Source organism: Peptoclostridium sp. AF21-18 (genome assembly GCF_003478825.1).
Lineage (GTDB): Bacteria > Bacillota > Clostridia > Peptostreptococcales > Peptostreptococcaceae > Peptacetobacter.
Window position 1 is genome coordinate 66,179 of sequence record NZ_QUGE01000002.1, and the last position, 15,406, is coordinate 81,584.

A 15,406-nucleotide genomic window follows, 5' to 3' on the forward strand; every position below is an offset into this window, starting at 1 on the left:
GTAGCATATGAGTTATATAGACAAAACTCTCTCGATAATCTGCAGACGTGGGTTTTAATTACAACAAAGTGTTTTACCTACACGCACGTCGAAGCCTGGAGAGGAGTTTGTCTATATCTCATATACTTTCATAATAACAAAATATTAGCAAATTTTGATTTATTATACTATTTTAAATGGATTTAGATTAGTTTCACTCTTGATTACTTCTACCCCAGCCAATTCATTTGATAAAAAGTTGTACATAACATCTTTAAATATATTTTCACTGTCAAAATGTCCGCAATCCACCAAATTCATTCCCATATCGAATACATCCTGAGCTTCATGGTATTTAACATCTCCAGTTAAAATAACATCTGCGCCTTCTTTAGCAGCCAGTTTTGCAAACTCTGAACCAGAACCAGTTACAACAGCAACCTTAGATATTTCTTTTCCTAAATCTCCAACAACTCTAAGTGCATCTATATTTAACACACTTTTTAGTTTTTTACAAAGTTCTTTTAAACTAATAGACTCTTCTAGTTTTCCGATTCTTCCAAGACCATAAGTTTTTCCTTCACAGTAGTTCTCGTCTGAATCTATCTTATCTAATACTTTTGTATCCTTAAAATCCATTACTTCCATAAAATAATCATTTAATCCATCAAAAGCTATATCAAAATTAGTGTGCATTGAGTAAACAGATATATCATTTTTTATAAGCTTATGGATTAAATTTCCTTTGAAATCACCTGTATTTACTCTATTTATTTTACCAAATATAAACGGATGATGAGTAACCACAAGTTCTACACCCTTTTCTATAGCTTCATTTACAACAGCCTCATTTGCTTCAAGTACTGTCATCACTTTTTTCACATCAGAATCAAAATCTCCTACTAAAAGACCTACATTATCCCAATCATAAGCTAAACAAGTTGGATATTTACTTTCTATTTTTTTAGTTATATCTTTTAATTTCATTATTATCACCTTTTCAACAAAATTTTTATAACATTTTTTCTAATTTTTCTATTTTAGACTCCACTTCTTCTCTTCTTTTTCTTATATTTTCATTGTCTATGCCTTCAAATTTTTCTAAAATAGCTTTATTTGTTCTTATTTTCTTTTCTACAAATTCTGTAAATAATTCATTTTTATTATTTAATAGTTTTTCTCCAACTTCGTAGTATATTTCATCAGAAGGTGTATTATTTTTTCCAGTATATCTAGCAGTCATTATTTCATATATTCTAAAGTCCTCGTTCTCTAAAACTTCTTCCATTATTTCATATCCATTGTTTAGTAGATATTTTCTAAGCTCTTCCTGTGCCTGCATTGGCTGAAGTATTAATTTTTCAGCGCTCTGAGCAACTTCTTTTTTAGCTTCTAGTATGTCTGCTATTAAAGCTCCTCCCATTCCTGCTATTATAATTTCATCTACTTCGCCTTTTTCAAGAACTTCTATACCAGAACCAAGTCTTAATTCCGTTTTAGCTTCTAGTCCGTTATGTCTTACTTCTTTTCTAGCATTTTCTAAAGGCCCTTTATTTATATCTGCTAAAATAGCAAATGGTATAGTCCCTTTATTTAATAAATAAACTGGTATATATCCATGGTCTGTCCCTATATCTGCTACTCTTTTTCCTTCAGATACAAAAGAGGCTATTTTGTATAATCTATCTGTTAATTTCATAAATTTATTCCTTTCAATACATTTATAATTTTTTATAATTTTACTTTATTTTAGATAGAAAAAATACGCCTTTTTTCAAGACGTATTCTTTCTGTATTTTATTAATCAAGAAGTTATTAATCAAGATAATCTCTAAGTTTTTTAGATCTACTTGGATGTCTTAATTTTCTAAGTGCTTTAGCTTCTATCTGTCTTATTCTTTCTCTTGTTACATCAAACTCTTTACCAACTTCTTCAAGAGTTCTAGCTCTACCATCTTCAAGACCAAATCTTAATTTAAGAACTTTCTGTTCTCTTTCATTTAATGATCCTAATACTTCTTCTATCTGTTCTTTTAATAATGAGTATGCAGCTGATATATCTGGAGCTGGAGCATCATCATCTGGTATGAAATCTCCTAAATGAGAATCTTCTTCCTCACCTATTGGAGTTTCTAATGATACTGGATCCTGAGCTATCTTCATTATTTCTCTTACTTTTTCTACTGAAAGATCCATTTCTTTAGCTATTTCTTCTGGTTTAGCATCTCTACCTAATTCCTGAAGTAACTGTCTTGAAACTCTCATAAGTTTGTTTATTGTTTCAACCATATGTACAGGTATTCTTATTGTTCTCGCTTGGTCAGCTATAGCACGAGTTATAGCCTGTCTTATCCACCAAGTTGCATATGTACTGAATTTGAATCCTTTTTCATAGTCGAATTTTTCTACCGCTTTTATAAGACCTAGGTTTCCTTCCTGTATTAAGTCTAGGAATAGCATTCCTCTACCTACATATCTTTTAGCTATACTTACAACTAGTCTTAAGTTTGCTTCAACTAATCTCTGTTTAGCCAATTCATCACCTTCATGCATTCTCTTTGCATATTCAACTTCTTCATGTGGTTTAAGTAGTGGGATTTTACCTATTTCTTTAAGGTACATTCTAACTGGGTCATCGATACTTATTCCTTTTGGAAGCGATAAATCTAATGCTTCTGAATCAACATCTTTATCGTCATCATCTGAATCAGGATCATCTAAATGATCAAATCCCATTTCATCATTATTTCCAACTGCAAATGTTGCATTATTTTTCTTAGATTTTTCATCAACTAGTTCGATTCCTACACTCTGAAGAGTATCATAAAGATTGTCCATCTGCTCTTTATTCATTTCAACTGTTTCAAAAGCATCACCTATTTCTTCAAATGTAAGAGATCCATTCTTCTTCCCTTTTAATATCAGTGCGTTTGCCTTTTCTTTTAGCTCTTTGTTTTCTGCTTTAACTTTATCCACACTTAAACCCCCTTTATAAATTCCTTAATCGTTTATTTAAATCTACTGATTGTAATGCTAAATTCATTATTTCTAAATCTAGCTCTTTAGCTGCCTCTTTATCAGATTCAGCTAAAATTTTACTTTTAGCACCTAGTTCTTCTTGCTTCATTCTAAGTTTATCTATAGTTTTCTTTAAAGAGTTTCTTCTGACACTCCTTACAGTTTCTTCTATTTCTTTCATATTTTTTATATTTATACTTTCCAAAGATGTTTTCTTTAAAGATTTAATGTATTCATCATTTATACCTTCCAACTCATCTGGCTCTACAATCTTTTCTGAATCTATCTTTGATAAATAGTTAAGTATTTTTTTGCTATCCTCCATTAAAAGCTCTTTTTCATCTATTTTTAATAAGATTTTTTCTCTAGCTGCTGGGATAGTCATCATTATTTTAATTAACATTATTTCAGTTAATTCTTCGCCATGTTGGATTGCATCCATTTTTTCTATAGGCTTTTCTTCTTTTTTATTAAATTTATTATTGAATTTTCCATTAGATAAATTTTTAGAACTATATGATTTACCGTATATTTCTCTCTTTACCGCATCTTCATCTAGCTGAACTATTTCACTTAAATATTTTATGTAGTAATCTATCTCTACAGGACTCTTTAGCTGTTTTATAATATTAACCGCCTCCTGAGCAAATTTTATATTATCCTGATCCTTAGATAAGTCGAAAGTTGACTTTAGATTATCTATTTTAAATTTAATCCGAGGTACAGCATCCTTCATTGCATTTCTATACTCATCAGTTCCATATTTTCTAACGTATTCGTCTGGATCCTTTGCATCTTTTAAATCAAGTACCTTAACTGATAATCCAGCCTCTACTAGTATATCAATAGCTCTAAGGCTTGCTTTTGTTCCTGGTCCATCAGAATCGTATGATATTATTACATTATCCGCATATCTTTTTATCAATCTAGCCTGCTGACTAGTAAGGGCTGTTCCCAATGTAGCAACAGCTATTTTTATACCGTATTGATACAGAGATATTAAATCCATATATCCTTCTACAAGTATTACGGTTCTTGAAGAAAGATTTTTTCTAGCAAAATTTAAACCATATAAATTATGTCTTTTATTAAATATCAATGTATCTGGTGAATTTAAATATTTTGGTAGTGAGTCATCTAGTACTCTTCCACCAAATCCTATTACATTGCCCCTATAATCAAATATAGGAAACATAACTCTATTTCTAAACTTGTCGTAATATTTATCTGTTTTTGTACTTTTTCCTATCAAGCCACATTCTAAAAGCTCTTCTACACTATAACCTTTTTCATCTATTAAATAATCCATTAAGCTACTCCAAGCATCTTGAGAGTATCCTAATCCGAATCTTTTTATGGTTTTATCATCTAGACCTCTATTTCTTAAATAATCATATCCTCTGTTTTTTGATTTTACGAGATTAGCAAAATAGAATCTAGCCGCTTCCGTATGTATATCTTGATATTTTTTACTTAATTCAATTTTTTGTTTTGTTTCTTCGTCGATGTTAAAATTTATGTCAATTCCGCATCTATTTGCAAGCAGTCTCACTGCATCCATAAAGTCTAGATTTTCCATTTTCATGACAAAATTTATAACATCTCCACCCTCCCCGCAACCAAAACATTTATAAACCTGTTTTGCTGTGCTTATGTGGAAAGACGGTGTTTTTTCGACATGAAAAGGACATAAGGCTTTGTAGTTTTGACCTGAAGGCTGTATTTTTATATAGTCACCTATTACGCTGGCTATATCGCATCTAGCCTTGATTTCCTCTATAATCTCTTTCATATCGTTCATATTAACACATCCCTCTGTTTTTTGTCTTAACATTTCTATTTTACACGAATTTTTATCTTTGTCAATGTTAATAATATAAATAATTCTACTTTTTTTTAGAATATCCTTCTTTTATTTATAAATTTTTATAATTTTTTTTAATTTTTTCCATCAGCTCTTCAAAATTATCAAAATCCAAAGACTGTTCTCCATCAGAAAGAGCCTCGTCTGGGTTAGGATGTACTTCAACCATTATACCATCAGCACCGCAAGCTAAAGCTGCATATGACATTGGAGCAACTAACTCTCTAATTCCTGTTCCATGACTAGGATCTACTATAACTGGTAATCCTGTTTCTTTTTTAATTATAGGTACTGCTGCTAAATCCAATGTATTTCTAGTGTAATCGTCGTAAGTTCTGATTCCTCTTTCACACATTATTATTTTTTCATTTCCTTCTACAGCTATATACTCAGCAGAGCAAATCCATTCATTTATAGTTGCAGCAAGTCCTCTTTTTAGCATAACAGGCTTGTCCTGCTTTCCTGCTTCAGAAAGAAGTGGGAAATTCTGCATATTTCTAGATCCAATCTGAATTATATCAGTAGAATCGTATACTTTTTCTAAATCTCTAATATCCATAAGCTCTGTTATTACAGGCATTTTTGTTTTCTTTCTTACCTCTTTTAATATTTCAAGACCTTCTTCTTTAAGCCCATTAAATGAAAATGAAGATGTTCTAGGTTTATATGCTCCACCTCTTAAAATATCTGCACCTTGACTTTTAACAAACTCAGCAGTCTTTAAAAACTGTTCATAGCTTTCTATAGCACACGGACCTGCTATAACAATATTATCTTTTCCAAATTCTATGCCCTTTTCTCTATTTACAATAATTTTTTTCTGCTGAGAAAATGGATTTTCTGCGTTTATTTCAAATTCTTTTATATTTCTTTTTTCTTCATCTGGCAATCTATTAAATGCTTCTAGTACATTTTCTCCATTTATATCCAGCTCTTTGCTTAAATCAAGTAATGGTCTAAGCACAAAAGCTCTCTCCTTCATTAAAGGATGTGGTACCTTTAAATCTTCTGTATCTATAACTTCATTATTATAAAGAAGTATATCTACATCTATTGTTCTAGGCCCCCATTTTATTATTCTTTTTCTATTTAATCTTGTTTCTATGTTCTGACAAAATCTAAGCATTTCGTGTGGATTAAAGCTAGTATCCACTTCTAAGCATATATTTAAGAAATCTGGCTGCTCTGTATATCCCCATGCTTTTGTTTCGTATATCTTTGACTTTTTAACAGAAAAAACATATACACTATCTTCTATCATACCGCACGCTCTATTCAGATAGCCAAGTCTATTTCCCATATTTGTTCCAAGACTAAGATAAACCTTGTTCATTCTGATATCTCCTTATTTCTACTCCCATATAATCAAAAATTCCCTTAACAGGAGCCTCTTTTTTTCTTATCCTTACCATAACTGAATAAGCAATATCAAATCTATTTAATATCTCTGATGCTATATTTTCAGCTAATGCTTCAATTAAATTGAATCTCTTATCTTCTGTAAATTCTCTAGTTATTTCATAAACTTCTGCATAATTTATTGTTTTTGTAAAATCATCATTTATTCCAGCTTCTTTTGTATCCGTTCCTATTTCTATATCTATAAAAAACTTCTGACCTAGAACACTCTCTTCTTTTAAAAGGCCATGATAACCGTAGAAAGCCATATCTTTTAAAATAATTTTATCCATAGCTATCACCTCAAATAAAGTCTACTATCTGTATATAGCATCTGCCATTTTTGCAGCTCTTAAATTTTCTGTTACATCATGTACTCTAACTATATCTACTCCATCTCTTATACCAAGTACCGTAGTTGCAACTGTTCCTTCAACTCTATCCTTAGGTTCTAAATGTAGTACGTTTCCTATAACAGATTTTCTTGAAGTACCTAAAAGTATTGGATATCCTAAATCTCTAAGCTCTCCAAGTCTTCTAAGCACTTCTAAGTTTTGTTCAAATGTCTTACCAAACCCTATTCCTGGATCTAGTACTATTTTTTCTTTTTTAACACCTGCATCTAAAGCCATTTTTATACTTTCATTTAAGAAGTCTTTTATTGATTCCATTATATCTTTATCATATTCAGTTCCATCCTGATTATGCATTATACAAACTTCCGCATCGTACTTAGCTATTACATTTGCCATATTTGTGTCTTTTCTAAGTCCCCAAACGTCATTTACCATTTCAACACCTAGCTTTAATGCTTCCTCAGCAACATCAGCTTTATATGTATCTATTGACATAGGAAGTGATATTTCTTTTTTTAATGCTTTTATAACTGGTACAACTCTTCTTATTTCTTCTTCACTATCCACATAAGTATGTCCCGGTCTTGTAGATTCACCACCAATATCTATCATATCGGCACCTTCTTCAACCATCTCTTTAGCATGTTTTAATGCTTTATCTACTGAATTAAAATCTCCACCATCAGAAAAACTATCTGGTGTAACATTTAATATTCCCATTATATAAGTTCTTTTTCCATAATCTAACATCTATCTACTCCTCCTATTTCATAAGTATTAAATTCATCGCTTCTGTTCTAGTAGCTATATCTTTTGCAAATACTCCTCTAACAGCTGAAGTAACTGTCTTTGAGCCAGGCTTTTTAACACCTCTCATAGTCATACACATATGTTCAGCTTCTATAACAACCATTACCCCATAAGGTCTTAATTCTTCCATTATTATATCCGCTGTTTCTTTTGCAATTCTCTCTTGTAGCTGTGGTCTTTTAGCTATAGTTTCAACTACTCTAGCTAATTTTGAAAGACCTGTAAGTCTTCCACCCTTTGGAATATAAACAACATGAGCTTTTCCAAAGAAAGGTACTAGATGATGTTCACAACAAGAATAGAATGGTATATCCTTAACTATAACCATTTCCTCGTGTGATTCCTCTGGGAAAGTAACTTTTAAATGCTCTCTTGGATCCTGGAAAATACCACAGAATATCTCTTCATACATTCTAGCAACTCTGTCTGGAGTTTCTTTAAGACCTTCTCTATCTGGATCTTCTCCAATAGCTTCTAAAATATCTCTAACAGCTCTTTTTATTTTTTCCTTATCCATTTTTCCTTCTTTTAATTCCATATTTTCTTTTGAATCTAACATTTAAAACACTTCCTTTTTATTAGTTTTTATTTATTTTTTCATACATTATTTTACATTTTTCAATGATATCCTCAGAAATTTCCTCTCTTTCAAAGACTAATACAGGCTTAGAAATAGCCTTTACAAAGAATTTTTCCCCTTTTTCTATATATTTATACGCACTTTCTATAGAAAAATAATTGATGTCAAATTCTACACCAAAGTAATTTGGAAACTCTCTTATTTGATCAGAAATCTGATTTTTTCTTATAACAAATAAATCTATATCATTTATAGATAAATTTTCGTCAGATAAGTCCTTATACTTTGCAGAACCTACCAACATAATAGAGATGTTATTCTCATCACTTTTTAATTTATTTACAACAAAATCAAATGCTTTTTGTTCTTTTTTTCCCATTTTTACACCTCCTAAATTATATTCTATTTTAGGCAGTACTATATACATTTCTATAAAAATTTTTTATTTCCTCTTTTTATTTTCAATTTTTTTATTTTATTTTTGTTTTTTTGCTCTCTTCCAATTTTTTATACTTTTCAAATCAAAAATTATACCTTTAAATAAAAAAATAGGGAACCTATATTTAATAAATTCCCTATTTCTTTTATTATTTAACATTTTTATTTTTCTTTATTATTCTCTGCCTGAGAAAACTTCTTCAAAAGACATTCCAAAAATTACTGGCTTGTCATTTTCCCAAGTTCCACTGTATAGTATATCTCCATCCACATCATAGAAAGTTCCTTCTCCATGTTTTCTTCCATCTTTGAAATCTCCCTCATAGCTCTTTCCATCTTCCCAGATAAATCTTCCTTTTCCGTTTATCACGTTATTTACCCATTGACCTTCATACACTAGTTTTCCATTTCTATCAAAGCAGCTTCCTCTTCCATTGAATTTTCCTTGTTTAAATTCACCTATATACATATCTCCATCTTTCCACTGGTAGAATCCATAGCCATCTTTTCTACTGTCTTTCCATTCGCCAAGATACTCAGAACCACTGTTATATATCATTCTACCTATACCATTTGCCATTTCTCTTTTGAAATTACCTGTATACTCATCTCCATTAGAGAATTTATAAACACCTTTTCCTTCTCTATTATTGTTTTTAAACTCTCCAACATATTCATTTTTTGTTTCTCTCTCAGAATAGAAAATATAATTTCCCATTCCATGCATTTTATTATTTATCATTTTTCCTATGTATATATCACCATTGCTAAACTCGTAAATTCTTTCCACAGGTTTTACATTTTTCCCATCTGGATTAGGTGTATATGCATCGACTTCCATATCCATTCCATATTCTCTTTCTGGCTCTAATTCATCATCATAATCATCATATTCTTCATCGTCAATATTTTCTATATTATTATCTAAATCATCTAAATAAAGAAGATCATCATCTAAAAGTTCTTCATCGTATTCTATATCTTCATCTGAACTATTGTCTAGTATATCTATATCATCCCAGAACTCATCCTGCGTTTCATCCTTTAGAAGACTCAAAGCTTTTCCTACATCCTCAGCGTTCATTCCATAGTCATCATCTATATCTATATCTACTTCTTCATATACACTTTCTTCAACCTCATCTTCTTTATCTATATAAAACTCAGATTTTTTGAAATATTCTTTTTCTATTTCCTCTTCTTCTTCATATGCCCTTCTCTGCATTTCTATTTCATTAACTTCAAAGTCAGTTGCATATTCTTCTCTTCTTATTAGCTTTTCTCTTTTTATTTCAAAATTTCTAACTTTTTTTTCGACAATTGCAATTTCTCTATTATATCTATTAAATATTTCTTTATATCTTCTAGGTAGATTCATAACTTTCCCCTCCAAAGTAAAATGTCTTTATTATATTATTTAAATTACTTTCTTATATTATTATAATACTAAATTCTTATATATAAAAGCAAAAAAATAAATCCTCACGCTTTTATCATGAGGATTTTATTTCCTAAAATATGTATTTTAATTTTAAAGATCTTTTGCTTTGAATCCTCGACCTTTTACTTCTGTAATATCATTTACTGAAATAAAGGCCTTATTATCGCAGCCAAGAGAAATTTCTTTTATCTGAGGAATTTCACTTGTAGAAACTATAGTGTATATTATTTTTTTCTTCTGATGAGTATATGCACCTTCCGCTTCAAGGAATGTAACACCTCTTACTAATTTTTTCATTATTATTTCAGAGATTTCTTCAGCTTTATCAGATACAACCATAACAGCTTTCTGTGAGTTCATCGCATCTTTTACGAAGTTCATTGCTGTTGCATTCATAAATATATCTATTAATGTATAAAGCGCTAAATCTAATCCAAATAAGAAACTTCCTATAAATACTATTACGGCATTTATCGCCATAGCAGTATCTTTTATTTCTATATTCTTTTTAACCTTTAAAATAGCAGCTATTATATCTGTACCACCAGTAGATGCTCTTGCTCTAAATACAAGACCAACTCCTGCCCCTGATAATAATCCACCGTATATAGCCTGAAGAATCATATCATTTATTGGTATAAACTGTGATATATCAGATGTTACACCTAATAAAAATGAAAATATCGCCATATTAATAAGACTTAATATACAGAATTCTTTTTCAAGATATATAAAACCTAGTATAAACACCGGTATGTTTACTACAAATGTTAAGAACCCTATATTCATCCCTGTAATGTAGTTTATCGCAGTTGATATCCCTGTAGCTCCTCCACTAAGAAGTCCAGCAGGTCTTAAAAATCCATTTACTCCTATAGATGTTATCAACATTCCTACTATCATTGTTAAAAGTCTTAAACTAGGATGCTCTTTTAGAGTATCTTTTACTTCACTCATTTTTTTCTCCCTTCAATTCCCTCAATTTAATAATTTTCTACTAATAATTTACTATAAATCAGTCTTTCCTGACTTCACATATATATTATAATCAAATTTTTTTTATTGTCTAGTCTAAAAAATCTATACTTTTTTAGCAATAAGAGCATTTTTTACTTTATTTATTACATAATTTATATTTTTTTATTAAGTTAATGAATTTTATTTTTCACATCTTGCAATTTTTCGCCCTTATTTTTGTCGTTATACAGTTTTATTGAAATTATTTCTAGTAGCTTTTCAATTTTATAAATTGAAGGTAAATTTAATTATCTTAAAAATTTTTTATTTTTCTTCCTAAAAAAATTTTTATTTTTCTATTTTACAGCAATACTCATACAAATTTTATAAGAATTTTATTAAAATAGGAATCAATATGACTGTAAGTGTTCCCGATATTCCTATTGATAATCCACTCATAGCACCTTCAACCTCACCCATTTCTATGGCTTTTGTTGTTCCAAGTGCATGTGATGCCGTACCAAGAGCTATTCCTCTAGCTATAGGATGCTTAATTCCACCTATTTTAAATACTAGTGGAGATATTATAGCACCTAATATTCCTGTACAAATTATCGCAACAACTGTTATCGCTTCTACGCCACCAAGAGAATTTGTAAGAGATATACCCATTGGAGTAGTTATAGATTTTGGTATAAGTGAGTTTAAAAGAGATGAGTCCGCATTTAAAGCTCCTCCAAGTATTTTTATAGATATAAAAGATACTAAAACCCCTACTGTTATACCAATTATTATCTCCATCATATTTTCTTTGAACAGTTCAAACTGTTTATAAAGTGGTACTGCTAGTACGACTGTTACTGGAGATAAAAAGAAGTTTATACTATCTCCACCTATCTTATATGCTTCATAAGGTATTTTTGTAATACTTAAAAAGGCTATTATACATATAATCGCTATTAAAAGCGGATTAAATATAGGATTTCCTGTTTTTCTTTGAATAAACCTTCCCAAATTATAAAAAATTATAGTCAAAAGAAGACCAAATATTGGTGTCTGAGTTATATTATACATTAGATTTCTTTTCCTTTCTTTTCATCATTATTTCCACCACAATTCCTGTAAACCACATAACTATAGCTGTAGTTACAAATATTGCTAAAACTAGAAGTATTATATTTTGCTTTATAAGATTCATAGATTTTATAAGCGATACTCCAGCTGGTACAAAGAACAATGCCATATTATCTAAAAAGAAACCAGATATACTGTCTATGCTCTCTATGCTTATAATTTTAAATTGAAGCATTAAAAATAACAGGATCATACCAATTATACTTCCTGGAATTAAGACAAAACTAGATATCATAGAGCTTATATACTCTCCTACTACCCAAATTCCAAGAATGATTGCTAACTGATTAAATACTTTCATTAATCATTCCTCCTTTCCCCTAAACTAAAATACCACATATTGTATACAATAGTCAAAGATATATTAATTACAACATTGTATTCTTTTTATTTTACTAAATGTTACAATATATTAAACACTTTTTTTATTAATTCTAGCTTTTTTTCATTAAATGGAGGATACTTCATACTTATATCTGCAAATTTTTTAGATTTTACAACAGATTTTTTATGACTAAATGCATCAAAGCTAGCTTTTCCATGATAATTACCAATACCACTTCTTCCTATTCCACCAAATGGAAGTCCCTCAGATGTACAATGGATTATAGTATCGTTTACACATCCACCACCAAAAGATACTTTTTCAATTATCTCTTTTTCAAATGAGTTATTATCGGTAAATAGATACAATGCTAAAGGATTTTTATTTTTATCTATTATTTCAAATATCTCACTTTTATTTTTGTAGATAATTATAGGAATTATAGGTCCAAATATTTCTTCTTGCATTATTTTTTCATCCATACTAGATACTTCTAATATCGTTGGCTCTATCTTTAAACTATCATCATCGTATTTTCCTCCAAATATAAGTCTTTTTCCTTCGATTAAATTGAGTATTCTATCAAAATTCTTTTTATTTATTATCTTAGGATAGTCATCTGACTCAATTGGATTTTCTCCATAAAATTCCTTGATATAGTGTACTAACTTATCTCTAAGTTCTAAAAATACAAGTCTATCGGCTATTATATAGTCTGGTGCAACACATGTTTGTCCAGCATTCATAAATTTTCCCCACACTATTTTTTTAGCTGCGTTATCTAAATCTGCCTTCCTATCAATTATACAAGGGCTTTTTCCACCAAGTTCTAACACACAAGGTATCAATCTTCTACCAGCTGATTCTGCAACAGATACACCTATTTTAGGATTTCCTGTATAGAATATAAAATCAACATCGGATTCAATTAAATTTATTGCCTCTTCCGCTTCACCAGAAAATACAGCAACATATTCCTCATCAAATACTTCTTCAACTATTTCTCTAACCACTCCAGATGTAAATGGCGATATTTCTGAAAGTTTTAATATACTAGTATTTCCCGCTGCTATACTTCCTATAAGTGGCATTAGTGCTAATTGAAACGGATAATTCCACGGAGATAGTATTAAGCAAACTCCATATGGTTGATTGTAGATTCTATTGTCTGAAAATGGATTCATAATAGATGCTCTGACTTTTTTAGGTTTTGACCACTTTTCTAGATTTTTTATAGTATTTTTTAACTCACTTTTTACTATTCCTAATTCTGTTTCATATCCTTCAAATTCCGATTTTCCTAGGTCTAGCTTTAATGCGTATAAAATCTTTTCTTCATACTTATCAACAGTATCTCTCAATTTTATTAAAGCTTTTTTTCTATAATTTATATCAATAGGCTTTCCAGTTTTAAAGAATTCCTTCTGCTTCTCGACAACTTCTTTATATCTTTTCATTTCCTCACCTCTAAATTAAATTCTTAATACTATTATTATATTTATTCAAACAAAAAGAAAGGGGTTGCTGATTTTTTTCAACAACCCCTATTGATTTTTTTATTTAGTTTTTATTATTTTCTTTAACTTCTTTTGGTGTTGCTTCTGGCTTTTGAGCTTCTCCACCTGAATTCCCTGTATTTCCGTCTGGTTTTTGAGTTTCTCCTCCACCATTATTTCCTGAGTTATTTTCGCCAGGATTCTGTGGTTCTTCTGGTTTTTCCTCTACAGGAGCAGTTCCTACAAATATAACACCATTCTGCTTTGGATAGCTTGATGTTGCGATTTTTTCCTTTTTAATCTGTTTTCCATTTTTGTCCTTGTATATTCTATATGTTTCAACAACATATCCATTTCTACTAGCCTTGTCTACTTCTTCTTTACCTGCTGGTAAATCACTTTTTTCTACCTTCTGAGGTGTAGCCTGTGAAACAGATATAGTCTTAGTCTGTATTTCTATATTCTGTTCATCTGCCTTGCTTCCAAATACCTGACATACTATTGATCCACCTGTTACATAGTTCTGAATATAGACATTATGTTTATACGGATTCTTAAATACAAAATCTATTCCACTATCTGTAACAGTAGCATCTCTACCCATTCCAACATAAGAAGAAGGTATTGTATGATTTTTTACATTTACAATTTCCATTCCTGATTTAAGTGCTGCATTGTACAAAGTAGATGATACCTGACATACTCCACCACCTAGATCTTCCTGCATTTCTCCCTGCACTATAACAGGCGCACTTTTATATCCATTGGCCTTATTTCTTTTTCCAACTATAGTGTTGAAAGAATATTCCTGACCTGGTTTTAAAATTACACCACTTGATGCATTTGTTGCTATTTTTATATTTTCAGTTCTGTTGTAATTATTTTTAAATGTAGTTACAGATGTTCCAAGTGCCTTGTCCATACCTTCAAGGTCTGATTTTTTTATCTTAGGCTCATCAAGCTTAACAACAGCTTCAGTCTTAAATTTATTTGCAGATAACCGCTTTTCAATAGCCTTGTTTGTTTCAGCTTCATTAAGAACTACTCCATTTTTTTCTGGAACTATAGTTATCTTATCATTATCAGTATTTATTTTTGCATTTTCTTTTTCTCTATCGACATCTTTTCTAATTTTATCAAGTTCTTCTTTTGCCTTAGCTTTATCGTATTCTATTGCCACACGTACATTAGTTTCGTGTCCCATCATAGATTTAGCCATATCGAACATATTAGAAAATATATTTCCACTTCTATCAACTTTGTATGCATTTTCAACTGTCTTATTTATGTCATATTCAAAGTTTAGCTCATCTAAATTAAGTTTCCAACTTCTTTCCTCGCTGCTTAGTGTAAACTCATTAGTATCAAATACCTTTATTTTATTTTTTGCCTCTTCTTTTGTCATTCCTCCAAGATTTATCCCATTTACTATTACGTTTTCAGCTATTTTATCGCTTTTTACTTTTGAAAACATAAAACCTACTGCTCCCAGAACAACAACCAATAAGGCTATTAATGCTACTTTTATTTTTTTCGACATCAAACTTCTCCTCTTTTTGTTTTATTTTCAGAGTACATCCTTAAATCTCTGAATTAGTTAAATACCTATT

At 30.2% G+C, this 15,406-nt stretch carries 15 protein-coding genes; all 15 read right to left on the reverse strand.

The window, feature by feature from the left end; translation table 11 throughout:
- Positions 1-162: 162 nt before the first annotated feature.
- The 15 genes from DWX74_RS01700 to DWX74_RS01770 all read right to left on the reverse strand — a co-directional run bounded on the left by DWX74_RS01700 (position 163) and on the right by DWX74_RS01770 (position 15,336).
- Complete coding sequence (locus DWX74_RS01700) at positions 163-966, reverse strand: Nif3-like dinuclear metal center hexameric protein (protein WP_118548416.1); 804 nt, start codon at positions 964-966, stop codon at positions 163-165.
- Positions 967-991: 25 nt separating this feature from the next.
- Complete coding sequence (locus tag DWX74_RS01705) at positions 992-1,678, reverse strand: tRNA (adenine(22)-N(1))-methyltransferase (protein ID WP_118548417.1); 687 nt, start codon at positions 1,676-1,678, stop codon at positions 992-994.
- Positions 1,679-1,794: 116 nt separating this feature from the next.
- Entirely contained in the window at positions 1,795-2,955 is a 1,161-nt protein-coding gene (gene rpoD, locus DWX74_RS01710; RefSeq protein ID WP_199647503.1) for an RNA polymerase sigma factor RpoD, read from the reverse strand.
- A 13-nt stretch (positions 2,956-2,968) separates the two neighbouring features.
- A complete protein-coding gene (dnaG, locus tag DWX74_RS01715; protein WP_199647505.1) occupies positions 2,969-4,798 on the reverse strand; it encodes a DNA primase in 1,830 nt (609 codons plus the stop codon).
- Between the two features lie 115 nt (positions 4,799-4,913).
- Complete coding sequence (gene aroF / locus DWX74_RS01720; RefSeq protein ID WP_330415591.1) at positions 4,914-6,194, reverse strand: 3-deoxy-7-phosphoheptulonate synthase; 1,281 nt, start codon at positions 6,192-6,194, stop codon at positions 4,914-4,916.
- The gene (gene folB, locus DWX74_RS01725; protein ID WP_118548420.1) at positions 6,175-6,552 is read right to left on the reverse strand and encodes a dihydroneopterin aldolase; all 378 of its coding nucleotides are present in this window, start codon (positions 6,550-6,552) and stop codon (positions 6,175-6,177) included. The genes aroF and folB overlap by 20 nt, the downstream gene beginning before the upstream one ends.
- Positions 6,553-6,576: 24 nt before the next feature.
- A complete protein-coding gene (gene folP / locus DWX74_RS01730) occupies positions 6,577-7,365 on the reverse strand; it encodes a dihydropteroate synthase (protein ID WP_118548421.1) in 789 nt (262 codons plus the stop codon).
- Positions 7,366-7,378: 13 nt separating this feature from the next.
- Positions 7,379-7,984: a GTP cyclohydrolase I FolE gene (gene folE, locus DWX74_RS01735; protein ID WP_178412097.1), complete on the reverse strand. Its 606-nt coding sequence runs from the start codon at positions 7,982-7,984 to the stop codon at positions 7,379-7,381.
- A gap of 19 nt (positions 7,985-8,003) precedes the next feature.
- Entirely contained in the window at positions 8,004-8,384 is a 381-nt protein-coding gene (locus DWX74_RS01740) for a hypothetical protein (protein WP_118548422.1), read from the reverse strand.
- A gap of 234 nt (positions 8,385-8,618) precedes the next feature.
- Positions 8,619-9,821 carry an MORN repeat-containing protein gene (locus tag DWX74_RS01745; protein ID WP_118548423.1) on the reverse strand — a complete coding sequence of 401 codons (1,203 nt, stop codon included), beginning with the start codon at positions 9,819-9,821 and terminating at the stop codon, positions 8,619-8,621.
- 153 nt (positions 9,822-9,974) lie between these two features.
- Entirely contained in the window at positions 9,975-10,841 is an 867-nt protein-coding gene (locus tag DWX74_RS01750) for a YitT family protein (RefSeq protein WP_118548424.1), read from the reverse strand.
- Between the two features lie 384 nt (positions 10,842-11,225).
- Entirely contained in the window at positions 11,226-11,915 is a 690-nt protein-coding gene (locus tag DWX74_RS01755; RefSeq protein ID WP_118548425.1) for an LrgB family protein, read from the reverse strand.
- Positions 11,908-12,276, reverse strand: coding sequence for a CidA/LrgA family protein (locus tag DWX74_RS01760; RefSeq protein ID WP_118548426.1), 369 nt, complete (start codon positions 12,274-12,276; stop codon positions 11,908-11,910). The genes DWX74_RS01755 and DWX74_RS01760 overlap by 8 nt, the downstream gene beginning before the upstream one ends.
- 101 nt (positions 12,277-12,377) lie before the next feature.
- Positions 12,378-13,757, reverse strand: a complete 1,380-nt coding sequence (locus tag DWX74_RS01765) for an aldehyde dehydrogenase family protein (protein ID WP_118548427.1) — start codon at positions 13,755-13,757, stop codon at positions 12,378-12,380.
- A 103-nt stretch (positions 13,758-13,860) separates the two neighbouring features.
- Positions 13,861-15,336 carry a VanW family protein gene (locus tag DWX74_RS01770; RefSeq protein ID WP_118548428.1) on the reverse strand — a complete coding sequence of 492 codons (1,476 nt, stop codon included), beginning with the start codon at positions 15,334-15,336 and terminating at the stop codon, positions 13,861-13,863.
- Between the last annotated feature and the right edge of the window lie 70 nt (positions 15,337-15,406).